The organism is Serratia surfactantfaciens (genome assembly GCF_001642805.2).
In the GTDB taxonomy this organism is placed as follows: domain Bacteria; phylum Pseudomonadota; class Gammaproteobacteria; order Enterobacterales; family Enterobacteriaceae; genus Serratia; species Serratia surfactantfaciens.
On record NZ_CP016948.1, the window covers coordinates 3,655,270 to 3,680,847 of the forward strand.

General features: G+C 59.8%; 25 protein-coding genes. 15 read left to right on the forward strand and 10 right to left on the reverse strand.

The genetic code is table 11. The features are described from left to right. Positions 1 to 106: 106 nt before the first annotated feature. Complete coding sequence (gene hrpB, locus ATE40_RS17175) at positions 107 to 2,545, reverse strand: ATP-dependent helicase HrpB (RefSeq protein ID WP_177342844.1); 2,439 nt, start codon at positions 2,543 to 2,545, stop codon at positions 107 to 109. Between the two features lie 188 nt (positions 2,546 to 2,733). On the opposite strand from hrpB, the gene thpR reads away from it, so the two are divergent. The 6 genes from thpR to folK all read left to right on the forward strand — a co-directional run bounded on the left by thpR (position 2,734) and on the right by folK (position 7,712). Next, positions 2,734 to 3,276, forward strand: a complete 543-nt coding sequence (gene thpR / locus ATE40_RS17180) for an RNA 2',3'-cyclic phosphodiesterase (RefSeq protein ID WP_019456061.1) — start codon at positions 2,734 to 2,736, stop codon at positions 3,274 to 3,276. Continuing rightward, positions 3,273 to 3,980 (forward strand): DNA/RNA nuclease SfsA, encoded by a 708-nt coding sequence (gene sfsA, locus ATE40_RS17185; RefSeq protein WP_019456062.1) that lies wholly within the window; start codon positions 3,273 to 3,275, stop codon positions 3,978 to 3,980. The genes thpR and sfsA overlap by 4 nt, the downstream gene beginning before the upstream one ends. Positions 3,981 to 4,163: 183 nt before the next feature. Continuing rightward, complete coding sequence (gene dksA, locus ATE40_RS17190; protein ID WP_004937569.1) at positions 4,164 to 4,619, forward strand: RNA polymerase-binding protein DksA; 456 nt, start codon at positions 4,164 to 4,166, stop codon at positions 4,617 to 4,619. Positions 4,620 to 4,691: 72 nt separating this feature from the next. Beyond that, positions 4,692 to 5,603 carry a tRNA glutamyl-Q(34) synthetase GluQRS gene (gene gluQRS / locus ATE40_RS17195; RefSeq protein WP_063919675.1) on the forward strand — a complete coding sequence of 304 codons (912 nt, stop codon included), beginning with the start codon at positions 4,692 to 4,694 and terminating at the stop codon, positions 5,601 to 5,603. A gap of 61 nt (positions 5,604 to 5,664) precedes the next feature. Next, positions 5,665 to 7,212: a polynucleotide adenylyltransferase PcnB gene (pcnB, locus tag ATE40_RS17200; protein WP_071532880.1), complete on the forward strand. Its 1,548-nt coding sequence runs from the start codon at positions 5,665 to 5,667 to the stop codon at positions 7,210 to 7,212. After that, positions 7,212 to 7,712 carry a 2-amino-4-hydroxy-6-hydroxymethyldihydropteridine diphosphokinase gene (gene folK / locus ATE40_RS17205; RefSeq protein WP_019456064.1) on the forward strand — a complete coding sequence of 167 codons (501 nt, stop codon included), beginning with the start codon at positions 7,212 to 7,214 and terminating at the stop codon, positions 7,710 to 7,712. Before pcnB ends, folK begins: the two co-directional genes overlap by 1 nt. A 5-nt stretch (positions 7,713 to 7,717) precedes the next feature. Here folK and qseC read toward each other — a convergent pair whose 3' ends face one another. Both qseC and qseB read right to left on the reverse strand, forming a co-directional pair. Beyond that, entirely contained in the window at positions 7,718 to 9,076 is a 1,359-nt protein-coding gene (qseC, locus tag ATE40_RS17210) for a quorum sensing histidine kinase QseC (protein WP_063919676.1), read from the reverse strand. Next, positions 9,073 to 9,735 (reverse strand): quorum sensing response regulator transcription factor QseB, encoded by a 663-nt coding sequence (qseB, locus tag ATE40_RS17215; RefSeq protein WP_004937550.1) that lies wholly within the window; start codon positions 9,733 to 9,735, stop codon positions 9,073 to 9,075. The genes qseC and qseB overlap by 4 nt, the downstream gene beginning before the upstream one ends. A gap of 167 nt (positions 9,736 to 9,902) precedes the next feature. On the opposite strand from qseB, the gene panB reads away from it, so the two are divergent. The 3 genes from panB (at position 9,903) to panD (ending at position 12,101) form a co-directional block, all read left to right on the forward strand. Beyond that, positions 9,903 to 10,697, forward strand: coding sequence for a 3-methyl-2-oxobutanoate hydroxymethyltransferase (panB, locus tag ATE40_RS17220; RefSeq protein WP_004937548.1), 795 nt, complete (start codon positions 9,903 to 9,905; stop codon positions 10,695 to 10,697). Between the two features lie 23 nt (positions 10,698 to 10,720). After that, positions 10,721 to 11,575, forward strand: a complete 855-nt coding sequence (gene panC, locus ATE40_RS17225; protein ID WP_019456066.1) for a pantoate--beta-alanine ligase — start codon at positions 10,721 to 10,723, stop codon at positions 11,573 to 11,575. A 145-nt stretch (positions 11,576 to 11,720) separates the two neighbouring features. After that, on the forward strand, positions 11,721 to 12,101 hold the full coding sequence (gene panD, locus ATE40_RS17230) for an aspartate 1-decarboxylase (protein ID WP_004937544.1): 381 nt from the start codon (positions 11,721 to 11,723) through the stop codon (positions 12,099 to 12,101). 35 nt (positions 12,102 to 12,136) lie between these two features. Here panD and ATE40_RS17235 read toward each other — a convergent pair whose 3' ends face one another. The 3 genes from ATE40_RS17235 to ATE40_RS17245 form a co-directional block, all read right to left on the reverse strand. After that, complete coding sequence (locus ATE40_RS17235) at positions 12,137 to 13,417, reverse strand: polysaccharide deacetylase family protein (RefSeq protein ID WP_063919677.1); 1,281 nt, start codon at positions 13,415 to 13,417, stop codon at positions 12,137 to 12,139. A 178-nt stretch (positions 13,418 to 13,595) separates the two neighbouring features. After that, positions 13,596 to 14,366, reverse strand: coding sequence for an ABC transporter permease (locus ATE40_RS17240; protein ID WP_063919678.1), 771 nt, complete (start codon positions 14,364 to 14,366; stop codon positions 13,596 to 13,598). Continuing rightward, on the reverse strand, positions 14,363 to 15,286 hold the full coding sequence (locus tag ATE40_RS17245) for an ABC transporter ATP-binding protein (protein WP_015379030.1): 924 nt from the start codon (positions 15,284 to 15,286) through the stop codon (positions 14,363 to 14,365). The genes ATE40_RS17240 and ATE40_RS17245 overlap by 4 nt, the downstream gene beginning before the upstream one ends. A 210-nt stretch (positions 15,287 to 15,496) precedes the next feature. Between ATE40_RS17245 and can the strand changes: the two genes are divergently transcribed. Continuing rightward, positions 15,497 to 16,153, forward strand: a complete 657-nt coding sequence (can, locus tag ATE40_RS17250) for a carbonate dehydratase (protein WP_019456069.1) — start codon at positions 15,497 to 15,499, stop codon at positions 16,151 to 16,153. 37 nt (positions 16,154 to 16,190) lie between these two features. Here the strand turns inward: can and hpt are convergent, their stop codons facing one another. Then, entirely contained in the window at positions 16,191 to 16,727 is a 537-nt protein-coding gene (gene hpt, locus ATE40_RS17255) for a hypoxanthine phosphoribosyltransferase (RefSeq protein ID WP_048234659.1), read from the reverse strand. 98 nt (positions 16,728 to 16,825) lie between these two features. Beyond that, the gene (gene cueO, locus ATE40_RS17260; RefSeq protein WP_063919679.1) at positions 16,826 to 18,472 is read right to left on the reverse strand and encodes a multicopper oxidase CueO; all 1,647 of its coding nucleotides are present in this window, start codon (positions 18,470 to 18,472) and stop codon (positions 16,826 to 16,828) included. A 217-nt stretch (positions 18,473 to 18,689) separates the two neighbouring features. On the opposite strand from cueO, the gene ATE40_RS17265 reads away from it, so the two are divergent. From ATE40_RS17265 to speD, 3 genes are all read left to right on the forward strand, one after another. After that, entirely contained in the window at positions 18,690 to 19,037 is a 348-nt protein-coding gene (locus tag ATE40_RS17265) for a YacC family pilotin-like protein (RefSeq protein ID WP_004937515.1), read from the forward strand. 127 nt (positions 19,038 to 19,164) lie between these two features. Then, on the forward strand, positions 19,165 to 20,028 hold the full coding sequence (speE, locus tag ATE40_RS17270; protein WP_019456072.1) for a polyamine aminopropyltransferase: 864 nt from the start codon (positions 19,165 to 19,167) through the stop codon (positions 20,026 to 20,028). A gap of 27 nt (positions 20,029 to 20,055) precedes the next feature. Then, a complete protein-coding gene (speD, locus tag ATE40_RS17275; protein WP_063919680.1) occupies positions 20,056 to 20,850 on the forward strand; it encodes an adenosylmethionine decarboxylase in 795 nt (264 codons plus the stop codon). Positions 20,851 to 20,881: 31 nt separating this feature from the next. Here speD and yacL read toward each other — a convergent pair whose 3' ends face one another. Then, positions 20,882 to 21,244 (reverse strand): protein YacL, encoded by a 363-nt coding sequence (gene yacL, locus ATE40_RS17280; RefSeq protein ID WP_004937507.1) that lies wholly within the window; start codon positions 21,242 to 21,244, stop codon positions 20,882 to 20,884. Positions 21,245 to 21,712: 468 nt separating this feature from the next. On the opposite strand from yacL, the gene ATE40_RS17285 reads away from it, so the two are divergent. Together ATE40_RS17285 and ATE40_RS24325 are read left to right on the forward strand one after the other, a co-directional pair. Next, on the forward strand, positions 21,713 to 22,003 hold the full coding sequence (locus ATE40_RS17285) for a hypothetical protein (protein ID WP_025160355.1): 291 nt from the start codon (positions 21,713 to 21,715) through the stop codon (positions 22,001 to 22,003). An 84-nt stretch (positions 22,004 to 22,087) separates the two neighbouring features. Further along, a complete protein-coding gene (locus ATE40_RS24325) occupies positions 22,088 to 22,444 on the forward strand; it encodes a hypothetical protein (RefSeq protein ID WP_071532881.1) in 357 nt (118 codons plus the stop codon). A 72-nt stretch (positions 22,445 to 22,516) separates the two neighbouring features. Here ATE40_RS24325 and acnB read toward each other — a convergent pair whose 3' ends face one another. Further along, positions 22,517 to 25,114, reverse strand: coding sequence for a bifunctional aconitate hydratase 2/2-methylisocitrate dehydratase (acnB, locus tag ATE40_RS17295; protein WP_004937504.1), 2,598 nt, complete (start codon positions 25,112 to 25,114; stop codon positions 22,517 to 22,519). Positions 25,115 to 25,578: the final 464 nt, after the last annotated feature.

Genomic DNA, 25,578 nt, shown 5'->3' on the forward strand with positions numbered 1-25,578 from the left:
CCGAGCTTGCCGACACTGCCGGCCATAATGAGTCGCTTAATCTGTGCCGACGCCATGGCGCTGACCAGAAGAAACATCTGAATTCCAAACCTTAAATGCTCGCGGCCTACTGATATTTCTTCGTTCGGCGCGTCGGTACCGCCGTGGCCGGGTCGTCCGGCCACGCATGTTTCGGGTAGCGGCCCTTCATCTCTTTTTGCACCTCACGATAGGCGCCTTGCCAGAAGGCCGCCAGATCGCCGGTGATTTGCAACGGCCGGTGCGCCGGTGAGAGTAACTCAAGCACCACCGGGATGCGACCCTCCGCCAGCATCGGGCTGCGCTGCTCACCGAACACTTCCTGCAATCGTACCGCCAGCGCCGGCGGTTTGCCGGCCTCATAACGGATTGGCAAGCGGCTGCCGGTCGGCACAGTGTAATGAGTGGGTAGCGCATTATCCAGCCGCTGCTTTTGCTGCCAGTCCAACAGCCGTGACAGCGCCTCGGCGATGTTGACCTGCTTCAACCCGCGCAGATCGCGCACGCCGCTCAGCGACGGCAGCAGCCACTGTTCCAACGCCGCCAGCAGCGGTTCTTCGTCCATCGCCGGCCATTCCGCCTCCGGCAGCCAGGCTTGCGCGCACTGCAGGCGCACCCGCAATTGTTCGGCGGCGCCCTCCCAGTTGAGCACCGCCAACCCCTGCGCGCGCACCCAATCGAGCAGCGCCTGCTGCAGCTCTTCATCCGCCGGTTTGGCCAGCGGCTGGGCGCGCAGCGTCAGACGGCCGATCTGCTGGCGCTTCCAGGCGCGCAGCGTGCCCTTCTCTTCATCCCACTCCACCGCCGTACGCGGCGTGACGATCGCCGGCAGCTGCGCCGCCAGCGCCTCGATATCGACCGGCAACGCCAGCAAAATACGCGCATCGGGGCTGTTGTGGCCCTGCAACAGACTGGGGACGATCAGCCACGGCGCACGCGACAGCGCTTCGTCCTGGTTCATCGCCGCACCCATGCCGTTGGCCAGCAGGTAGCGGCCATCCTGACCGCGCCGCTGGGCGATGCGATCGGTAAACGCCAGCGCCAGCAGACGCGGTGCCAGATCGATATCGATTTGCCCCGCACGCTGCGGCAGGCGTTTGGCCAACTGCGCGGCGCGCTGCCGCCAATTCGGCTGCGGGCGGCTCAGCCAGTAGCCGATATCCATCTGCCCGCCGCGCGGCGGCTCCTCCAGCAATGCCGCCAGCAACGCCGCCGTTGCCAGGCCATCGGCGCTCAGCGCCGCGCCGGCGACCAGCATCGCCGCCAGCCGTGGCTCACAGCCCAATGCGGCCATCTGGCGCCCCGACGCGGTGAGCTTGTCGCCGTCATCCGTGGCCCCCAGCCGCTGCAGCAACGCCCTGGCCGCCGCCAATGCCGCCGCCGGAGGCGCGTCAAGCCAGGTCAGCTGCGCCGGATCATGACAACCCCACTGCAGCAGTTCGAGCCAGAAACCGGTGAGATCGCTCTGTAAAATTTCCGGTTCAGCGTGTTCCACCGCACGCTCCGCCTGCTCCTTGGCGAACAGGTGCCAGCAAATGCCCGGCTCCAGGCGCCCAGCACGCCCGGCGCGCTGCACCATCGAAGCCTGACTGATGCGCTGCGTCGCCAGCCGCGTCAAACCGTTGCGCACCTCGTAGCGCGCCACGCGCTCCAGGCCGCTGTCCACCACCAACCGAATGCCTTCAATAGTCAGACTGGTCTCGGCGATGTTGGTCGCCAGCACCACCTTGCGGCGGCCAGACGCCGCCGGCTGAATCGCTTTTTGCTGCTGCGCCAGCGGCAACGCGCCATACAGCGGGCAAAGATCGGTATCGCTCGCCACCTCGCCGGTCAACCGCTCCAGCACCCGATTGATCTCCGCCACACCCGGCAGGAACAGCAGCAACGACCCCGCCTGCTCGGCCAGCAGGCGCTTCACCGCCGCCGCAACGCCGTCTTCCAGCCGCAGATGGCTGGCCAACGGCTGATACTGGCGCTCAACCGGGAAGCTGCGCCCTTCGGACACCACCACCGGCGCTTCCGGCAGCAGCTGCGTCATACGGGCGTTATCCAACGTAGCCGACATGATCAGCAGTTTCAGATCGTCGCGCAGCCCTTGCTGCACATCGAGCAGCAGCGCCAGCGCCAGATCGGCCTGCAGGCTGCGCTCGTGGAATTCATCGAGGATCACCAACGATACGCCCTGCAGCTCGGCATCCTGCTGCAGCATGCGGGTGAGAATGCCTTCCGTCACGACCTCCAGCCGGGTCTGCGGCCCGCTTTTACTTTCGGCGCGCATGCGGTAGCCCACGGTCTGACCGGGCTCTTCTCCCAGTTGCTGCGCCAGACGGTAAGCGACGTTTTTCGCCGCCAGCCGCCGCGGCTCCAGCATGATAATGCGCCCCGGCAGCCCGGCGTTAGCCAGGATCTGCAGCGGCAACCAGGTGGATTTACCGGCGCCGGTCGGGGCGTGCAACAGCACCTGCGGGGCAGACTGCAGCGCAGCCAGCAACTCATCGAGCACCGCGCTGACGGGCAATGAAGACACTGAATTCTCCGTAGTGGTTAACGTTAAACGGCGTACAGTGTAGCATTAGCTGTATCCCCGTAGCCTTTCAAACTGCGGCGGCGTTAGCTATAGTACGGAGCTCATCCATGTGCCCCGCCCCTCGTGGGGCCGTTGCAAGCCGCATTCATGTCTGTCCCGACGGATTTGTCATTATTTACCGAGCCCCCATGTCCAATTCGCGCCGCCTGTTTTTCGCCTTGTCCTTGCCTGATGCCCTGCAACAGCAGGTGATCCGCTGGCGCGCCGAGGCGTTTGCGCCAGAGGCCGGTCGACCGGTGGTGGCGGCCAATTTGCACCTGACGCTGGCGTTTCTCGGCGAGGTCTCCGCCCAAAAAGAGCTGGCGCTGCGCAAGCTGGCCGGCCGCATCGTGCAACCCGGCTTCAGCATGCGGCTCGACGATCTCGGCCATTGGCCGCGCCCCGGCGTGGTCTGGCTCGGCACCCGCCGCGCGCCGCGCGGGCTGTTGCAGTTGGCCGAGCTGTTGCGTTCGCAGGCCGCCCGCAGCGGCTGCCATCAAAGCGCGTTACCGTTCCATCCGCATATCACGCTGCTGCGCGCCGCCACCCAGCCGGTGGCGATCCCGCCGGCGACGCCGGGTTGGACATTCAGCGCCGACGCCTTTTCCTTGTATGAGTCGGTATTCGAACACGGCCGCACTCGTTACCAACACCTCGAACAGTGGCCGCTGGCCAAGCAGGCATCCGCATGATTTTCTCTCCACCGCTGCGCTCCGCCACGCTGATCAAACGTTACAAGCGCTTTCTGGCGGACGTGATCACCCCGGAAGGGGAAACCTTTACGCTGCACTGCGCCAATACCGGCGCCATGACCGGTTGCGCTACGCCTGGCGACACCGTTTGGTACTCCACCTCGGACAATCCCAAACGCAAATACGCCCACAGCTGGGAACTGACCCATACCCAACAGGGGCACTGGATCTGTGTCAACACCCTGCGTGCCAACGCGCTGGTGCGCGAGGCAATCGAACACAATTTAATCAATGAATTATCCGGTTACAGTAAAATTAGCGGCGAAGTGAAATACGGCGCTGAAAACAGCCGTATCGATTTGTTATTACAGGCAGAAAACCGGGTTAACTGCTATATTGAAGTTAAGTCAGTCACATTACTGCAACAACAACGTGGTTACTTTCCTGATGCGGTAACGCTCAGAGGGCAAAAGCACCTGCGTGAGTTGCTCAGCGTGGTTGAAAGCGGGCAACGGGCGGTGTTGTTCTTTGCCGTGTTACACAGCGGTATTGAGCAGGTCGCACCGGCACATCATATAGATGAGCGCTATGCGGCGCTGTTGGCACAGGTCCGGCAGTTGGGAGTGGAAGTGGTTTGCTACGGGGCAAAATTATCACCTGACGGTATTTATCTCTGCGATAAGCTGCCGTTTTTTATCGATTAGCGCAGTCGGGTCCCTATAAATAGACAACCGACCAGCACGATCGCCAAATACGCCTTCCTTCACACGATTGTCAAGCGGGCGACAGGAATAATTGCCAACCTACCTTCCTTCTGTTATTTATAGCGGCCTGTTTTTCCCCCGCATTGGGGATTCGATAGTGCGTGTGTATGTAGGAGAAGCAACATGCAAGAAGGGCAAAACCGTAAAACCTCGTCCTTGAGCATTCTCGCCATCGCTGGGGTGGAGCCGTACCAAGAGAAGCCGGGCGAAGAGTACATGAACGACGCCCAGTTGTCGCATTTCAAGCGCATTCTTGAAGCGTGGCGCAACCAGCTCAGGGACGAAGTGGACCGTACTGTATCGCATATGCAAGAAGAGGCAGCCAACTTCCCTGATCCGGCCGACCGTGCCACTCAGGAAGAAGAGTTCAGCCTTGAACTGCGTAACCGTGACCGTGAACGCAAACTGATCAAAAAGATCGAGAAAACGCTGAAGAAAGTGGAAGACGATGATTTCGGCTACTGCGAATCTTGTGGCGTGGAGATCGGTATTCGTCGCCTCGAAGCGCGTCCGACCGCCGATCTGTGCATCGACTGCAAGACGCTGGCTGAGATCCGCGAAAAGCAGATGGCCGGCTAATACCGTTGTTACCGCTGCGGCGTGCGCACCCTCGCGCGCCGCACAGAGAAAAGGGAACCTCTCCCCTCTGATATGCAAGAAAGTCATTATGTGGGGCGCTTTGCCCCATCGCCTTCCGGGGATCTGCATTTCGGTTCGCTGATTGCCGCTCTGGGAAGCTACCTTCAGGCTCGCGCCCAACGCGGGCAGTGGCTGGTTCGCATCGAAGATATCGACCCGCCGCGTGAAGTCCCCGGCGCCGCCGTTCGCATCCTGTCCGCGCTGGAACATTATGGTCTCCACTGGGACGGCCAGGTCATCTATCAATCCCAACGTCACGATGCCTACCGCGCCGCGCTGGATCTGTTGCAGCGCCAGGGGCTCAGCTATTACTGCACCTGCCCCCGCAGCCGCATCCAGCACATCGGCGGATTGTACGACGGCCACTGCCGCGATTTGCAGCTCGGCCCGCAGGGTGCCGCCATCCGCTTGCGCCAGACCGCGCCCGTTTACGGCTTTCACGATCGCCTGCAGGGAGAGCTGCACGCCGATCCTGCTCTGGCGGGAGAAGACTTCATCATTCGCCGCCGCGACGGGCTGTTCGCCTATAACCTGGCGGTGGTGATCGACGACCATTTTCAGGGCGTGACCGAGATTGTGCGCGGCGCCGACCTGATCGAACCGACGGTGCGCCAAATCGCCCTCTACCGCCAGCTGCAGGCGCCGGTGCCCGCCTATGTGCATCTGCCGCTGGCGCTGGGCGCCAACGGCATCAAGCTGTCGAAGCAAAATCATGCGCCGGCGTTGCCCGCAGGCGATCCGCGCCCGGTGCTGATCGCCGCGCTGGAATTTCTGCGCCAACCGCTGCCGGAAAGCTGGCAAGATCTTGACCTGCCATTATTATTGAGCTGGGCAGTCGAACATTGGCGGTTGGAAAACGTGCCGCGTCAGGAGGCTATCCCTCTGGATGAAAACACGCCGGCATTCTCAAAGGAGCCCTGGTGAGCTATGATTAGCCGCTATTTTTTGTTAGCTCCATTTTTATCAGTCACTATCGAGGTGTACCATTTTTACCCGAGTAGCCAACTTCTGTCGTAAGGTACTGACCCGCGATGACAAGCTGCCCCGCGACGACGCGGCGGCCGGCGATAAAAACGTAGTCCGCGAAGAGCGTGCCGCGGCGCCAAGCCGCCCTGCGCCGCAGCCGCGCGCCGCCGATAACGGCAGCAGCGCCCCTGCCCGCCGCTCAACGCCGCGCAAGCGTCCGCCTTTCCCCCTCGCCGAGAGCAACGACTCGATGACCGTGATCCCGCGCGAACAGCACTCGATTTCCCGCAAAGACATCAGCGAGAATGCGCTGAAAGTGCTTTATCGCCTGAACAAGTCCGGCTACGAGGCCTATCTGGTCGGCGGCGGCGTACGCGATCTGTTGCTCGGCAAAAAGCCGAAAGACTTCGACATCACCACCAACGCCACGCCGGAGCAAGTGCGCAAGCTGTTCCGCAACTGCCGCCTGGTCGGTCGCCGTTTCCGCCTGGCGCACGTGATGTTCGGGCCGGAGATCATCGAAGTGGCTACTTTCCGCGGCCACCACGAACAAAATCAGGAATCCGACAAGAACTCCTCCCAGCAGGCGCAAAACGGCATGCTGCTGCGCGACAACATCTTCGGCTCGATCGAGGAAGACGCCCAGCGCCGTGATTTCACCATCAACAGCCTGTACTACGGCGTGGCGGATTTCACCCTGCGCGATTACGTCGGCGGCCTGAACGACCTGAAACAAGGCGTGATTCGCCTGATCGGCGATCCGGAAACCCGCTACCGCGAAGATCCGGTGCGCATGCTGCGCGCGGTGCGCTTCGCCGCCAAACTGGATATGCGCATCAGCGAAGAAACCGCCGAGCCGATCCCTCGTCTGGCCTCGCTGCTGCATGAGATCCCACCGGCGCGTCTGTTCGAAGAATCCCTCAAGCTGCTGCAGGCGGGTTACGGTTTCCAGACCTACCTGAAGCTGTGCGAATACCAGCTGTTCCAACCGCTGTTCCCGCTGATCGCCCGAAACTTTACGCCGAACCACGATACGCCGATGGAACGCATTCTGGTGCAGGTGCTGAAAAACACCGATCATCGTCTGCAGAACGACATGCGCGTCAATCCGGCGTTCCTGTTCGCCGCCATGCTGTGGTACCCGCTGCTGGAGCACGCGCAGAAGCTGGCGCAGGAAAGCGGCCTGGCCTATTACGACGCCTTCGCTCTGGCGATGAACGACGTGCTCGACGAGCAGTGCCGCTCGTTGGCCATCCCGAAACGCATCACCACGCTGGTGCGCGATATCTGGCAGCTGCAGCTGCGCCTGTCCCGCCGCCAGGGCAAACGCGCGCACAAACTGATGGAGCATCCGAAATTCCGCGCAGCCTATGATTTGCTGGCGCTGCGCGCGGAAGTGGAAGACAATCAGGAAATGTTGCGTCTGGCCGAGTGGTGGGGCGAATTCCAGGACGCCACGCCGGCGCGGCAGAAAGCCATGCTGAGCACCCTGGGTGACGATCCGGCGCCGCGCCGCGCGCGTCAACGCCGCCCTCGCCGCCGGGCACCGCGTAAAGAAGGGGCATAATGATCCGCGTTTATATCGCGCTGGGCAGCAACCTGGCGCAGCCGCTGCAACAGGTTAAAGCCGCACTGGAGGCGCTGGAGCATCTCCCGCGCACCCGGTTGGTCACCTGTTCTTCGTTTTACCGCACCAAGCCGCTGGGGCCGCAAAACCAGCCGGACTTTCTCAATGCGGTGGTGGCACTGGATACCCTGTTGCCGCCCGAACAGCTGCTCGACCATACCCAGGCGATAGAACGCAATCAGGGGCGCGTGCGCAAGGACGAACGCTGGGGGCCACGCACGCTCGATCTGGACATCATGCTGTACGGCGACAAGGTGATCCATACCGAGCGTCTGACGGTGCCGCATTACGGCCTGAAAGAGCGCGAATTCATGCTCTACCCGCTGGCGGAAATCGCCCCTGACCTGATTTTCCCCGATGGCGAACCGCTCGCCAGCTGCCTCAAGCGCGTGCCGGAAAACGGCATGGCGCTGTGGCATCAGCCCAAACCGAAGTCCTGACCCGCCTACAGCGCCAGCCGCGCAACGAACCCGCCCGCCGGGCGATTGGCGAAGCTGACCTGCAAACCATGCAGCCCGGCGATGCGCTGTACGATCGATAATCCCAGCCCGCTGCCGGTTTGTTCCTGCCCCGGCGGGCGATAGAAGCGTTCTCCCAGCCGCGCCAGATGCTCCGTGGTCACCCCCGGACCGTCGTCCTCCACCGTCAGCGAGCGTTCGCTCAATGTCACGGTGACCACGCCGCCCTTCGGGGTGTAGCGCACCGCGTTGTCCAGCAAGTTGCGCAATAGCAGCGACAGCAGTAAGGTCTGGCCCTGACGCGCCGGCGGCGTTCCCTGCTGTTCATAACGCAGCGTCACGCCCGCCGCATGAGCCTGCTTATCCTGTTCCGCCAGGGTCATCGTCACCAGTTCGTTCCAGTCGACCGGCGCCAGCTCGGCCAAATCCGACAGCGAATCCAGCCGCGACAGCGTGAGCAGTTGATCCACCAGCCGGGTGGCGCGATCGATGCCCACCGTCAAATTGTCCAGCGCATGCTCGCGCATCGGCGCATCGTCCCCCGCCAACTGCACCACTTCGGTCTGCACCCGCAGCGCCGCCAGCGGGCTACGCAGCTCGTGCGCGGCATCGGAGGTGAAGCGCCGTTCCCGCACCAGCAAAGCGTTGATGCGGGCGAACAGCGCATTGAGCGCATCCACCAGCGGACGCACCTCGGTCGGCACCTGGCGCGCGTCCAGCGGCGTCTCGTCATCGGGTGCGCGCCGGCGCAAACCGGCCGCCACCGCGCGCAGCGGCCGCAGCTCGCGCCCTACCATCAGCGCGATCAGCAGCATCAGCACCGGCAGCGTCACCAGCCAGGGCACCAGCTGGCCGGTCACCATGCCCAGCGCCATATCGCGCCGGTAATCCCATTCCTGACCAACCACGATACGGTAACGACCATCCGGGCTGGTCAGCCACAGCAGACGCCAGCTGTCGTCATCACCTTTGCGCTCGCCGTCGGTAAAACCTTCTCGCTCTTCGTCAAACAGGAAGTCGGCGCCGTTCTCGCCGTCGTTGAGCAGCATCTTGCCCTGGCGATCGAAGATGGCGAACGCCAGCGCGTCGTCGTCCTGCTCGCCACGCTTGCCGTGGTGCACCAGCTTCTTGGTTTTCGGCAGGCTGCGCGCGCTTTCATCGGCCAGCAGATCGCCAAGGTTGGCGGTCGCCAGCCGTTTGGCGAACAGCATCTGTTGGGTGTCGAACACTTCGTTGATGGTGTTGCGCGACATCACCCAGGCCACCACGCTGGCGGTGCTCCAGGTCAGCAGCGCCAACAGGCTGAAGATCAGGATCAGACGCAGCCGCAGGCTGAGACGCTTCACGGCGCATCCCCCAGCGTGTAACCCACGCCGTGGATGGTGCGGATGAAACCGTTGCCCAGCTTGCGCCGCAGGTGATGAATATGCACTTCCACCGCGTTGCTGCTCACCTCGTCGTCCCAGTTATACAGCTTCTCCTGAATCAACGGCCGCGCCAGCACCCGCCCCTTGTTGTGCAGGAACAGTTCCAGCACCGCCAATTCACGCGGCGTCAGCGTCACCGGCTCGCCGTTGCAGCTCACGCTGCGGGTGGCGCTGTCGAACACCACGTTGCCGTGCGTCAACTGCGGCATCAGTTGGCCGTGGCGACGACGGATCAGCGCCTGCAGCCGCGCCGCCACTTCGGCCAACGCGAACGGCTTGCACAGGTAATCGTCGGCGCCGCTTTGCAGCCCGCTGACCCGCTGCTCCAGCGCGTCGCGGGCGGTGAGGATCAATACCGGCACATCCTGCCCGGCCTGGCGCCACTGGCGCAGCAGATCCAGGCCGTCGAGGCCCGGCAGACTGAGATCGAGGATCACCGCGTCATACGGCGCGCTGTCCAGCGCGTTTTTACCGACGGCGCCATCGGTGAACCAGTCCAGATTGAAGCCGAGTTTGGTCAGCCCGGCCTTGATGCCGTCCCCGATCAGTTTGTCATCTTCGATCAGCAAAATTCGCATGAGTATCCCTTTTAAGTCATGGCGCCATTGCACCACAAGGTTCTTAAGAACCGCTTAAGCATGGCGATCCGCGCTACCCACCCCGATCGGGTTACAGTAGAATGGCTGCACTTTTTTTGCAGCCTGGGCCTGCGTACGCCGCACGGCCCGTTTCAGGAGACGTTGTGATGAAACCCACCACCGTGACCCATTTGCGCCAGTGGAAACAGGAGCAACGCAAGTTTGCTACCCTTACCGCCTACGATGCCAGCTTTGCCAAACTGTTTGAAGAGCAAGGCATCAAAGTCCTGTTGGTGGGCGATTCGCTGGGCATGACGCTGCAGGGCCACGACTCCACGCTGCCGGTCACCGTCGCCGACGTGGCCTATCACACCCGCGCCGTGCGCCGCGGCGCGCCGGCCTGCCTGCTGCTGGCCGATCTGCCGTTCATGAGTTACGCCACCCCCGAACAGACCTTCGCCAACGCCGCCGAGCTGATGCGCGCCGGCGCCAACATGGTGAAACTGGAAGGCGGCAGTTGGCTGTGCGACACGGTGAAAATGCTCGCCGAGCGCGCGGTGCCGGTGTGCGGCCACCTGGGCCTGACGCCGCAGTCGGTCAACGTGTTCGGCGGCTATAAGGTGCAAGGGCGCGACGAACTGGCCGCCAAACAGCTGCTGCAGGACGCGCAGAATCTGGAGCTGGCCGGCATTCAGCTGCTGGTGCTGGAGTGCGTGCCGACCGAACTGGCGCGCCAGATCACCGAAGCGCTGTCCATTCCGGTCATCGGTATCGGCGCCGGCAACGGCACCGACGGCCAGATCCTGGTGATGCACGACGCCTTCGGCATCACCGGCGGCCACACGCCGAAGTTCGCCAAGAACTTCCTGGCGCAGAGCGGCGATATCCGCACGGCGGTGCAGCACTACATTCAGGAAGTGGAGCAAGGCCTCTACCCGGCGGCTGAACACTCTTTTAACTAAGCGATGGTTCCAGGAGTCACCCAATGATTATTATCGAAACCCTGCCGATGCTGCGCCAGCAGATCCGCCGCTGGCGCCAGGAAGGCAAACGCATCGCGCTGGTGCCGACCATGGGCAACCTGCACGACGGCCACATGACGTTGGTCGATGAAGCGCGCGCCCGTGCCGACGTGGTGGTGGTGAGCATCTTCGTCAACCCGATGCAGTTCGAGCGACCGGACGATCTGGCGCGCTACCCGCGCACGCTGCAGGAAGACAGCGAGAAGCTGACCCGCCGCGGCGTCGATCTGGTGTTCGCGCCGGCCCCGGCCGCGGTCTATCCGCAGGGGCTGGAGCAGCAGACCTACGTCGACGTGCCGGGCATCTCCACCATCCTGGAAGGCGCCAGCCGGCCGGGCCACTTCCGCGGCGTTTCCACCATCGTCAGCAAGCTGTTCAATCTGGTGCAACCTGATTTGGCCTGTTTCGGCGAGAAGGATTACCAACAGCTGGCGCTGATCCGCAAAATGGTGGCGGACATGGGTTACGACATCGACATCGTCGGCGTGCCGACCGTACGCGCCAAAGACGGCCTGGCCCTCAGTTCGCGCAACGGTTACCTGACCGCCGAAGAGCGCAAGATCGCGCCGCAGCTGAGCAAGATCATGAACGCGCTGGCGCAACAGCTGGCCAATGGCGAACGCCATGTCGAAGAACTGCTGGAGCAGACTGCCGAGCAGCTGCGCGCCGCCGGCTTTACGCCGGATGAGCTATTCATTCGCGACGCCGACAGTCTGCAGCCGCTGACGGTGGACAGCCAACGGGCGGTGGTGCTGATGGCCGCCTGGTTGGGCAAGGCGCGTCTTATCGACAACCAGCAGGTCGATCTGACGCTGTAAGCCATTTTTTATACTGTCGTCACCCTGAAGCCAAGACCATTGGTAGACAATGGCGGGGCAATCGGTGACGATAGAGATTGCAGGGATGCAGGAGAGATGTTCAACCCCAGCGCCTGTGAAGGCCGATATTCAGTTAGGTAAAGCTATGATACGTACTATGCTGCAAGGCAAGCTGCATCGCGTCAAAGTCACTCAGGCTGACTTGCACTATGAAGGGTCCTGCGCCATCGACCAGGATTTCCTGGAGGCCGCCGGCATTCTGGAATATGAAGCGATCGACATCTACAACGTGGATAACGGCCAGCGCTTCTCCACCTACGCCATCGCCGCCGAGCGCGGTTCGCGCATCATTTCGGTCAACGGCGCCGCCGCGCGCTGCGCCTGCGTAGGCGACAAACTGATCATCTGCTCCTATGTGCAGATGACCGACGCCGACGCTCGCCAACATCACCCGAAAGTCGCCTATTTCGAAGGTGACAACAACCTGCAGCGCAAGGCGAAAGCCGTGCCGGTTCAGGTCGCCTGACAATAAAAACGGGCGCCTTGCGCGCCCGTTCTCCCTTACTGCACCACCACCGTGCCCGGCTTGTTGGCTATTCGATCCGCCATGGTCTGGATCGAATCGGTGCGCAGAATATACAGCCGCTTCAGCGTATAGGGATTATCCCCCGGCTTCACCTTGCCCTGCACCGTGGTCACCGCCATATGGAAGCCGGCATCCTGCGCCGCCTGAATCGCCCGCTGATTGTAGCCGCCGAACGGATAAGACAGATACAGCACGTGCGGATTGAACTGCGACAGCGCGCGGCGTGAACGCTCAAAATCGAACTCGATATTGTGCAGCGAACGGCTCAGCAAAATCGGCTGGCGATTGCCGTCGGTGCGGTGCAGGAAGTGGGTATGCGACTGTACGTCGAACACATCCTGAATCTGCTTCAGCTCCGAGATGCTCATAAACTGCAGCGAGTCCGGGTTCCATTTTTGCGGGTGGCGCTTGATGCGCGAAGAGATGATGAACGCCGTCGCGCGGAAACCGTAATCCTTCAATACCGGATAAGCGTAGCGATAAACCGATTTCAGCCCGTCGTCGAAGGTCAGCACGATCGCCTTGCCCGGCAGGTTGATCTGGTTCTTCAGGTAGGCTTCCAACTGATACAGCGAAATGGTGTCGTAGCCCGCCTGTTTCAGGTAGGTCATCTGGTTGCTGAACGCCGCGTCTGAGGTGGTGGTCGACGTGTGGCGGAAGCGCTTGTTCTCTTCGTTTTTCAGCAGGTGGTGGTAAGTCAGCACCGGTATGCCGTTATCGATCTCGCAGTCCAGTTCATTGACGAACCCCAGCCGATCGCCGATGTTGACCTCGTACCAGGTGTTGTTAAGCCGATCCTTCAGCTTGCCGATGATCGGGTAACGCAGGTTGCCTTCCAGCGTGCCAAAGACCTCGCTCTCTTTGTCCGCCACAGTGTAAACGTCGATCGCCTTTTGGGTGATCAAATTCTGGTTGGTCAGCGGCTTGTTCAGTTCGCCCAGATCGTCTTGCACCTTGCGCGACTTCTTCAGCTCACGCACGTCGTCTTTATCGATAAAGCCGGTGCCGTGCCCGAATTTGAATTCGTAGTATTCCGCATCCGCCGGGAACACCTGGATCAGTTGCCCGCGTTTCACTTCCCCTACCGGGATCACATGTTCTCCGACCAACGCATAAACTTCGCTGTCGCGTTGCGCTTCCATGTATTCAGATTTAACCGCGCTGTCTTCCGACAGCAAATTCGCCAGGCTCACAGGGGAAACCAACGACATCAGAATGCCGAGTAACCCAGCCGCTAACTTGTATTGAGGCCGCATGATGATGTTCTGCTTACGAGTGCGTAATGACAAAAGTGAAGGAAATGTGGAGCGCCAGCATAGCACGATTTGAACAACGGGGAACTAACGGTTATTTGAGCAATTCTATTGATTTACGCGCCGTCTGCGCCAGATCAAGGAAAGCGCCCCCCGCCGGGAAAGCGAGGGCGCGCCGGGATCAGCTGCGCAGGCCGCGGCCGCGCTCGATCAGGTACCAGGACGCTAGGTAGAACACCGCGATAAACGCCACCAGCACCGCCATGGTGAAGGCCAGCGGCACGTCGTTAACGCCGAGAAAACCGTAGCGGAAACCGCTGATCATATAGACGATCGGGTTCAGCTTGGACACCGCCTGCCAGAATGGCGGCAGCAGCGACAGCGAGTAGAACACCCCGCCCAGGTAGGTCAGCGGCGTCAGCACGAAGGTCGGGATCAGACTGATGTCGTCGAAGGTGGTGGCGAACACCGCGTTGATCAGCCCCGCCAGCGAGAACAGGATCGCCGTCAGCAGCAGCGTCAGCGCAATCACCCACCAGGCGTGCACCTGGAGCGGTACGAAGAACAGCGAGATGATGGTCACCAGCACACCGACGCAGATGCCGCGCGCCACGCCGCCGCCGACATAACCAGCGATCACCACGTGGGTCGGCACCGGCGCCACCAGCAGTTCCTCAATGTTGCGCTGGAACTTGGCGCTGAAGAACGACGAGGCGACGTTGGCGTAGGAGTTGGTGATCACCGCCATCATGATAAGGCCGGGCACGATGAACTGCATGTAGCTGAAGCCGTGCATATCGCCGATGCGCGAACCTATCAGGTTGCCGAAGATGATGAAGTACAGCGTCATGGTAATCACCGGCGGCACCAGGGTCTGGATCCAGATGCGCGCGAAGCGGTTCACCTCTTTGGCCCAGATGCTCTGCAAGGCCACCCAATACAAACGCGTCATGCTTTCTCTCCATTGCCGTTAACCAGGGTGACAAACAGCTCTTCCAGGCGATTCGCCTTGTTGCGCATGCTCAGCACCTGCACGCCCTGCGCGCTCAGCTGGGCGAACAGGCCGTTCAGCCCCTGCTCGCGCATCACTTCCACTTCCAGCGTCGAGGTATCCGTCAGGCGGCTATGATAACCGTCCAGCTTCGGCAGCGGGCTTTTCGCCGCCAGATCGAGGATGAAGGTTTCCGACTTCAGTTTGGCCAGCAGCCCCTTCATCGACGTGTTTTCCACCAGCTCTCCGTTCTGGATGATGCCGATGTTGCGGCACAGCATTTCCGCCTCTTCCAGATAGTGGGTGGTGAGGATGATGGTAGTGCCCTGGGCGTTCAGCTCTTTCAGGAAGCCCCACATTGAGCGGCGCAGCTCGATATCCACCCCGGCGGTCGGTTCATCGAGGATCAGCAGCTTCGGCTGATGCATCAGCGCGCGGGCGATCATCAGGCGGCGCTTCATGCCGCCGGACAGCATGCGGGCGCGCTCGTTGCGCTTGCCCCACAGGTCCAGCTGATTGAGGTATTTTTCGGCGCGGGCCATCGCTTCACGCCGCGTGACGCCGTAGTAACCCGCCTGGTTCACCACGATCTGCAACACGGTCTCGAACGGGTTGAAGTTGAACTCCTGCGGCACCAGGCCGAGCTGGCGCTTGGCGTTGACGATGTCTTTATCGATGTCGTAACCGAAGACCCGCACGCTGCCGGCGGTTTTGTTCACCAGCGAGCTGATGATGCCGATGGTGGTGGATTTTCCGGCGCCGTTGGGCCCCAGCAGGGCATAAAAATCCCCCGCTTCGACGCTCAGGTCGATGCCGCGCAGCGCCTTGACGCCACCGGCGTAAGTCTTGGTCAGCTGCGCTAATTCCAGTGCATAATTCATATGTAAAATAGTACCTTATGACGATGAGTATGCCGCCGCGCCCCTGTTTGCAAGGCTTGAAACAATAACAATAATCCTAGCATCAGCGGCGTTTTCACTGAGTCGAATCCGTGCGGAAAATGAGGTTGCGCCACTGTTCCGATTTCCAAATTGTGACGCTTACCCTATATTACCCCAACGCAATCTGTTCGTTACGAGTCAATAACCTCCATGAAAGAAATCGAAGAGCTTATCGCCAACAACCAGGCTTGGTCGGCCAGCATCAGCCAGGAAGACCCGGAATTTTTTGAACGTTTAGCCCAGGCGCAAAAGCCCCGTTTCTTATGGATTGGTTGCTCTGACAGCCGCGTTCCCGCAGAACGCCTGACCGGTCTTGAGCCGGGTGAACTGTTCGTCCACCGCAACGTAGCGAACCTCGTTATCCATACCGATCTTAACTGCCTGTCGGTGGTGCAGTATGCGGTAGATGTGCTGGAAGTCGAACACATCATCATCTGCGGCCACCTGGGTTGCGGCGGCGTACAGGCGGCGGTGGAAAACCCGGAGCTGGGTTTGATCGACAACTGGCTGCTGCACATTCGCGATCTGTGGTACAAGCACAGCTCGCTGCTGGGCGAGCTGCCGCCGGAACAGCGTTTCGACATGCTGTGCGAGATCAACGTCATTGAGCAGGTATACAACCTGGGCCACTCCACCATCATGCAGTCCGCCTGGAAGCGCGGTCAGAAGGTGATGATCCACGGCTGGGTATACGGCATTCAGGACGGCCGTCTGCGCGATATGGAAGTGCTGGCGACCAGCCGCGAGAGCCTGGAGATGGGCTACCGCAAAGCGATAGCCAAACTGAAGCAGGATAAAGGCGTATAACCCCGCTGCGGGCGCGGTTTGCCGCGCCCCACATCGATCACTCGTCCAGCAGCACCACTTTGCCGACGTACGGCAGGTGACGATAGCGCTGAGCGTAGTCGATGCCATACCCCACCACGAACTCATCCGGGATCGAGAAGCCGACATATTCGACCGGCACCTGCACTTCACGGCGCTCAGGTTTGTCCAACAGGGTGCAAATCGCCAGCGATTTCGGCCCGCGCAGCGCCAAAATCTCGCGCACCTTGTTCAGCGTATTGCCGGAATCGATGATGTCTTCCACGATCAGCACGTCTTTGCCACGAATGTCTTCGTCCAGATCCTTGAGGATCTTCACGTCGCGGGTGGTGGACATGCCGCTGCCGTAGCTGGAGGCAGTCATAAAGTCGACTTCGTGCGGCACGTCGATCGCGCGGCACAGATCGGCCATGAACATGAAGGAGCCGCGCAGCAGCCCGACCAGCACCATGTCACTGCCGCTGTCGCGGTAATGTTCGGTGATCTGGCGGCCAAGTTCGGCGATACGGGTCTTAACTTCCTGCTCGGAAATCATTACGTCTACAGTGTGTTTCATAGTATTCAGGTCAGTTGCCGGAAGAAAGGCGCAGAGTTTAGCATAGCCTTTCGCCGGTGGCGACGCGAGCGCGCCGCCACCTGAGCGCCGGACCGCGATCAATCGGCGACGGTGAAGCCCATCATCATGCCGGTATCTTCGTGCTCCAGCAGGTGGCAGTGGGCCATGTACGCATGTTCGCTGCTGGCTGGATGGTCGAAACGCACCAGCACTTCGCTGCGCCATCCTTCTACGCGCACCGTGTCCTTCCAGCCACTGCGGTGCGCCGCCGGCGGTTTGCCGTTTTCCGACAAGATGCGGAACTGAGTGCCGTGAATATGGAACGGGTGCAGCATCATGTCGCCCTCGCCGGAAATGGTCCATTTTTCATACTGGCCCCGTTTGGCGGCGAACAACGGCTTGGCCATATCGAAGGCCTTGCCGTTGATCATGTTGCCATGGCTGAAATCGAACGGTTTGGCTTTGCCCTGCGTACCACCGTGATCCATCCCGGCCATCTTGCCATGATCCATGCCTTTCATGTTGCCCATGTTGCCATGGTCCATGTTCTGCATGCCGCCCTTTTTCATACCCGGCATGTTGCCGTGGTCCATGCCTTTCATGTCTGTGCCGGCCATCGCCTGGTGGCCATAGCGATCCATCAGCGCCTGCATGCCCAACATATCCAGCTGCGGATCCATCATCAGCTGTAGCCAGCGCTCCTGGATGCCCGCGGTGGCAGGCAATGTCGGCAGCTTCACCAGGCTGTCCGGCATGGTTTTGACGCCCTGCGCCAACGACGGCTGAATGCGCAACACCGGCAGCGCTTGATCGAACGGTGCCAGCGTCATGCCCATCTGTTTAACCGGCAGCGTCACGATATCGAACGCTTTCCCGTCGGAAGCATCGACCAGCACTTCAAAGCGTTCGCCCATCAACATCGGCAACTCGGTCAGTTTCACCGGCTCCGCCAGGAAACCGCCGTCGCTGGCGATGACGTACAGCGGACGGTTGTCGCTGGCCGCCAGATTCAACGAGCGGGCGTTGCAGCCGTTAAGGAAACGCAGACGCAGCCAACCGCGCGGCGCCAGATGCTGCGGATACTGCGCGCCGTTGGTGAACATACGATCGCCAAACCAGCCCACCGCCGCGCTCATTACGTCCAGGCGGTATTCGATCTGCGCGTCTTTGCCCAACCGCTTATCCTGCAGGATCACCGGAATATCATCCTGCCCCCAGGTTTTCGGCAGCGGCAGTTTGGCGCTTTCTTCATCTTCCAGCAGCACCAGCCCCGCCAGCCCCATCATCACCTGGCTGCCAGTTTTACCGTGGGTATGCGGGTGGAACCAACAGGTGGCCGCCGGCTGTTCGACGGTGAAATTCACCGTGCGCGTCGCGCCGGGATGGATCAGCGCCTGCGGGCCGCCATCGACATCGCCGGGAATTTCCAGGCCGTGCCAGTGGACGGTGCTGGCCTCCGCCAGGCGGTTTTTGATATCGACCGTCACCGGTTGGCCCCGCTGCAGTTTCACCGCCGGCCCGAGCAACGCGCCGTTGAATCCCCAGGTTTTGGTCGCGGCACCGGGCACCCAGCGGGTTTCCCCCGCCTGCAGCGCCAGCGCAATCCTTCCCTGCGCGTCCGGCGTCAACAGCGGCGGCACCGGTAAAGACGGCCGATCGGCCGCCCAGGCGGCCCGGCTCCATAACGGCAGTGCGCTCGCAGCGCCCAGCGCGGCGGTTAATTTAATAAAATCACGGCGTAACATCGCTGACTCCCTTTTCCCAGTGACATAGCTCAATGCCGCCAGCCTAAACCTTCCCCTTGGCGGAAGGTCAAGCCTTTCCTGGCGGTATTTTAAGCTATGCCTCACAATCAAGAGAGTGCGACTGGCGAACATTACGCTGGCCCGCCGGCAATAAAATTTGGTGCCTTTACAGGCAAGTGTGGTAACGTCTGCAGACGACAAACAGGTCTATTTCATGATGAAAAAAACAACGTTATCGATGCTGCTGCTGGCGATGCTGGGCTTCTCCAACGCCAGTCTGGCGCTGAATGAATCCGAGGCGGAAGATCTGGCCGATCTGACGGCGGTATTTATTTATTTGAAAAATGATTGCGGCTACAACGATTTGCCAAACGCGCAAATCAAACGCGCCATCGTCTATTTCGCGCAACAAAATCGCTGGGATCTGAGCAACTACAACAGCTTTAACATGAAGGCGCTGGGCGAAGACAGCTATCGCGATCTCAGCGGCATTGCCATTCCAACGCCTAAAAAGTGCAAATCGCTGGCGCGCGACTCTTTGAGCCTGCTGGCTTACGCCAATTAATTCCCCCCCCCCCTTTCCCGTCCGCCTTCCGCTCCCTCTGTCTGAAATTCAACCGTGCATCGCCAGGCAGAGTTAGCTATTATGTTGCGCCGATTTTTCATGGCTGTTATTACGGAGTTTCCCGCACATGACCCAGAAAGAAATTTGGTACGAAACGCTGCATACGGGCTTCGGCCAGTACTTCTCGGTAGAGAAGGTACTGTACCGCGAGAAGACCGATCATCAGGATCTGGTGATCTTCGAGAACCCGGTGCTGGGGCGCGTGATGGCGCTCGACGGCGTGGTGCAAACCACCGAGCGTGACGAGTTCATCTATCACGAAATGCTGACCCATGTGCCGCTGCTGGCGCACGGCGCGGCGAAGAAAGTGCTGATCATCGGCGGCGGCGACGGCGGCATGCTGCGCGAAGTCAGCCGGCACCCTGGCGTGGAGCAGATCACCATGGTCGAGATCGACGCCGGTGTCGTCGAATTCTGCCGCCAGTACCTGCCCAACCACAGCGCCGGTGCCTATGACGATCCGCGTTTCAAACTGGTGATCGACGACGGCGTCAATTTCGTGAATCAAACCGACGAAACGTTCGATGTGATCATTTCCGACTGCACCGATCCGATCGGCCCCGGCGAAAGCCTGTTCACCTCGGCGTTTTATGAAGGCTGCGCCCGCTGCCTGAATGAGGGCGGCATTTTCGTCGCGCAAAACGGCGTCTGTTTCCTGCAGCAGGACGAGGCGGTCAACAGCCACGCCAAACTGAGCCGCTATTTTACCGACGTCAGCTTCTATCAGGCTGCGATCCCGACCTATTACGGCGGCATCATGACCTTCGCCTGGGCGAGCCAGAACCCGGCGCTGCGCCAGCTCGGTCAGCCTGCCCTGCAACAGCGCTTTAACCAAAGCGGCCTGCACTGCCGTTATTACAACCCGGCAATTCACGTTGGCAGTTTTGCCCTGCCGCAATATTTGCTCAATGCCCTGAACGTAACACGTTAAGCGAGAAGATAAAGGAGGTGGCCCAAATTGCATAAGCTAAAACTGCACGGCTTCAACAACCTGACCAAGAGCCTGAGTTTTTGTATTTACGATATTTGTTACGCCAAGACCGCAGACGATCGCGACGGCTATATCGCCTACATTGACGAACAATATAATGCCAACCGGCTGACCGAGATCCTGAGCGAAACCTGCTCGATCATCGGCGCCAATATTCTGAACATCGCGCGCCAGGACTACGATCCACAGGGCGCCAGCGTCACCATCCTGGTCAGCGAAGAACCGATCGACCCGAAAGATGTCGATACGTCGGAACACCCCGGCCCACTGCCGAATACGGTCGTCGCGCACCTGGACAAGAGCCATATCTGCGTGCACACCTACCCGGAAAGCCACCCGGAAGGCGGGCTTTGCACCTTCCGCGCCGATATCGAGGTTTCGACCTGCGGCGTCATTTCGCCCCTCAAGGCGCTGAACTACTTAATTCACCAGTTGGAATCCGACATCGTCACCATGGACTATCGCGTGCGCGGTTTTACCCGCGACGTGAACGGCGTGAAACATTACATCGATCATGAGATCAATTCGATTCAGAACTTTATGTCGGAAGACATCAAAGCGCTGTACCACATGATGGACGTGAACGTTTATCAGGAAAATATCTTCCATACCAAGATGTTGCTGAAAGACTTCGATCTGAAGCACTACCTGTTTAACGCAGAACCGGAAGCGTTGAGAGCCGCCGAGCGCAAACAGATCACCGATCTGTTATGGAAAGAGATGCAGGAAATCTATTACGGCCGCAATATCCCGCATCTGTGATGGAAGGGGCGCACACGGTGCGCCCCGATGCTTAATACTTCAGCATGAAAGAACGATAGGCCTTCAACACCAGCAGGAAATCCTCAACGCCGCAGAATGAGAGGCTTTCTTCGTCGTAGTAATTCATCCCCTCTTCCATTTCATCGCCTTCGAACTCCAGCTGATTGGCGCGGATCATCACCTCTTCACCATCCATCAACAGCGTATATTCATGGCCTTCCAACTGCCATTGACGCTCGCTGCCTTTTACCTCGGCCGCACCGGCTTCAATGCGGTCCAGCAGGTTGAAATCGCCTTTGACTTCTTCGTTGATCCAGTGGCCAATCGCTTCATGCCCCATCGAAAATCTGACGATCACCTGACCGGTAACGTCACGCAGAAATTCGTAATCCATAGCATGCCCTCCTGAGCCCTTTTTCTTAGTGTAAACATAAATTGATTGCTAACTCAGTGAGCGCTCGCAAAGTTGGCAACTCGGCAAAATAAAACCTCGGCGGCGCGCAATATAGCGGCTTGCGGCGGTGATGGGAAGACGCCGGATGCGATCTATCGAGGAAAGGGAAATGAATACATCATCACCGTGCGGCGCAGGCTCGCCATGCGGAAAGTGTGCCGAGCGTCGGCAGATAACAGGCTATTTATTTGAATCATGTAGAGACCGTGAAGATGTATGTCATGATTTTATCAGATTAATTATTTCCTTTTAAAATAAACAAGTTACCAATTCATGATGCGAGGAGGCTTGATTGACATCTCCTCAATATCGATTAGCTTTTAAATAAAGGAGCTTGAATTGTGTTCACTAGCGGCCAGAGGTGTCCTCACCTCCTTCATACCTATCACCACGATCAGGATGTGTGCCATGAAATACATAATCTCCATTATTGCACTGAGCGTAATGTTCTCTGCATCGGCGTTCGCCGCCAAGCAAATCACGCTTGAAGAATCAGCCAATTACACCAAACTTGGCGATCTCTCCGTTCAACAGACCGGCCTGCCTACCGTCGGCCATAAATACATTTCCGCAGCCGTTGATAAAAAATGTAATGAACTCAGTGGGCTGGACGGGAAGGACTGCTTCTATCGCATCGTCTCCGCCAGCGGACAAGAGAGCGACCACAAAGACATCCATGTAGAGATATTTAAAAAATAGCCCATGCAGCCGCGTACCGACCTCGTCTCGCCACCGTGAAGATGTCGCCGGATGCAGACCATTTCCTGTATCAGGAGATTGAAAATGAACGCTATTTTATCGAAATATCCTATGTTGTTGCTGGCGTGTTTGCTGCTGTTGCCCACGACCAGAGCGGCTGCAGACGTCATCGTCAATATCGGCCCGGAACCCGCTTGCCCCTATGGCTACTACGATTATGCGCCCTACTATTGCGCCCCTTACGGCTATTACGGCCCCGATTGGTTTATCGGCGGCAGATTTATCGGCGCAGGGCCCTGGTTCCACGGTCCACGAGAATTTCGCGGCCATGTGGATAACCGTTTCGATCCCAAACACGGTTACCGAGGCGCATTTCCGGAGCGTGGAGATGTCCCCTTCAACCATTTTAGGGGCAACGAGATGCGCAACGGGCGTGGCTAACCGTATGAATATCTGGATGAAAAAAATGGGGCCCTTAATGGGCCCCATCGTTTGATTTAATGCCAATCCGAATTAAACCGCGGTTTGGAAGATCACGCCGTCGGCTTTTTCGGTGTACTGCCCCAGTTGGTCAAAGTTCAGGTAGCGGTAGGTATCCGCCGCCGTCTTGTCAACCTGCGCCATATAGGTCTGGTACTCGTCCGGCGTCGGCAGGCGGCCCAGCAGGGACGCAACGGCAGCCAGTTCGGCAGAGGCCAGATAGACGTTGGCGCCGGTGCCCAGACGGTTCGGGAAGTTACGGGTCGAGGTGGAAACCACCGTCGCGCCGTCCGCTACGCGCGCCTGGTTGCCCATGCACAGCGAGCAGCCCGGGATCTCGATACGCGCGCCGCTCTTGCCGAAGACGCTGTAATAGCCCTCTTCGGTCAGCTGAGCCGCGTCCATCTTGGTTGGCGGCGCCACCCACAGACGGGTCGGCAACTGCCCCTTGTGCTGATCCAGCAGCTTGCCGGCAGCGCGGAAGTGGCCGATGTTGGTCATGCAAGAACCGATGAACACTTCATCGATTTTGCTGTTGGCCACGTCGGACAGCAGGCGTGCATCGTCAGGATCGTTCGGCGCACACAGGATCGGCTCTTTGATCTCGTTCAGATCGATGTCGATCACCGCCGCATATTCAGCATCCGCATCGCCTTCCAGCAACTGTGGATCCGCCAGCCATTTCTCCATGCCCTGAATACGGCGCTCCAGCGTACGGCGATCGCCGTAGCCTTCGGAGATCATCCACTTCAGCAGCACGATGTTGGAGTTCAGGTACTCTTCGATCGGCGCCTTGTCCAGCTTGATGGTACAACCGGCGGCGGAACGTTCGGCGGACGCATCGGTCAGCTCAAACGCCTGCTCGACCTTCAGATCCGGCAGGCCTTCGATCTCCAGAATGCGGCCGGAGAAGATGTTTTTCTTGCCCTTCTTCTCGACGGTCAGCAGACCCTGCTGGATCGCGTAGTAAGGGATGGCATGCACCAGATCGCGCAGGGTGATGCCCGGCTGCATTTTGCCTTTGAAGCGCACCAGCACCGACTCAGGCATATCCAGCGGCATGACGCCGGTCGCGGCGGCAAACGCCACCAGGCCGGAACCGGCCGGGAAGGAAATGCCGATCGGGAAACGGGTGTGGGAATCGCCGCCGGTGCCGACGGTGTCAGGCAGCAGCATGCGGTTCAGCCAGGAGTGGATCACGCCGTCGCCCGGACGCAGCGAGACGCCGCCACGGTTCATGATGAAGTCAGGCAGCGTGTGGTGCGTGGTCACATCAACCGGTTTCGGGTATGCGGCGGTATGGCAGAACGACTGCATGACCAGATCGGCGGAGAAACCGAGGCAGGCCAGGTCTTTCAGCTCATCGCGGGTCATCGGGCCGGTGGTGTCCTGAGAACCGACGGAGGTCATCTTCGGTTCGCAGTATTCGCCAGGGCGAATGCCGGCGACGCCGCAGGCGCGGCCCACCATTTTCTGCGCCAGCGAGAAGCCTTTGCTGCTGGCGGCAACCGGTTTGGCGATGCGGAACACGTCGCTGTGCGGCAGGCCCAGCGCTTCGCGCGCCTTGGTGGTCAGGCCGCGACCGATGATCAGCGGGATGCGGCCGCCGGCGCGCACTTCATCCAGCAGCACGTCGGTTTTCAGCTCGAAGTTGGCGATCAGCGCGCCGGTCTCGTGGTTGCGCACTTCACCTTTGTACGGGTAAACGTCGATCACGTCCCCCATGTTCAGCTCGGACACGTCCACTTCGATCGGCAATGCGCCGGCATCTTCCATGGTATTGAAGAAGATTGGCGCAATCTTGCCGCCCAGCACCACGCCGCCGCCGCGCTTGTTCGGCACGTGCGGGATGTCGTCGCCCATAAACCACAGCACGGAGTTGGTGGCGGATTTACGGGAAGAACCGGTGCCGACCACGTCGCCGACGTAGGCCAGCGGGAAGCCTTTCTTGTTCAGCAGCTCGATCTGTTTGATCGGGCCAACGCTGCCCGGCTGATCCGGCACGATGCCTTCACGTTCGTTTTTCAGCATCGCCAGCGCGTGCAGCGGGATGTCAGGGCGCGACCAGGCGTCCGGCGCCGGAGAAAGGTCGTCGGTGTTGGTTTCGCCGGTGACTTTGAACACGGTGACGGTGATCTTTTCCGCCAGTTCAGGGCGCGACAGGTACCATTCGGCGTCTGCCCAGGACTGCATGATCTGCTTGGCGTGCGGATTGCCGGCCTTCGCCTTCTCTTCCACATCGTAGAAGTTGTCGAACATCAGCAGCGTGTGGGACAGCGCTTTGGCGGCGATCGGCGCCAGCTTTTCGTTGTCCAGCGCTTCAATCAGCGGATGAATGTTATAGCCACCTTGCATGGTGCCTAACAGTTCAATCGCTTTCTCGGGGGTAACCAGGGGGGATGTCGCTTCACCTTTGGCGATGGCCGCCAGGAAACCTGCTTTGACGTAGGCGGCTTCATCGACGCCCGGTGGAACACGGTTAATCAGCAGGTCTAACAGGAATTCTTCTTCGCCTTTTGGCGGATTCTTCAGTAGTTCGACCAGCGCGGCCATTTGGGTGGCGTCTAGCGGCTTAGGGGCGATGCCCTCAGCAGCACGCTCGGCTACGTGCTTACGGTATTCTTCTAGCACGACGTTCTCCTCGCTCTCATTGTCATTTATTGTGCCTGGCGTATATGCAAACCGGGTTTATACCCTTGGGTTTCACACTGTGGCTAGGCGATCGGCCCGTAAAGTCCCCGAAACGGTGATTGGGGTAAACAAGCACGGTCAAACAGCGTTGCAGCATGAAAGACTGATGGGTAGAGCGCACGGCGATATTGATGCCATCTATCCTGACGGGGCACTGCTGTCGATGTCCTGGACTGTAAGGTACAGTGCCCGGTTCCGCTCAGCCAGCATATCAGGATTTGAAACGGTTGTTAATTCGTTCACATAAAAGCAACATTAAATCTTTGCTGAATCGTTGAGCGCAGCGTAATCGGCTGCCGGACTAGCAGGGCATTATATCCATAGAGTTAGAATGGATATAAGCATGGGGATCGGAATTTGGCGCAGCGGCCACAAAAAAACCGCTCCCTGAATCTGAGCCAAAA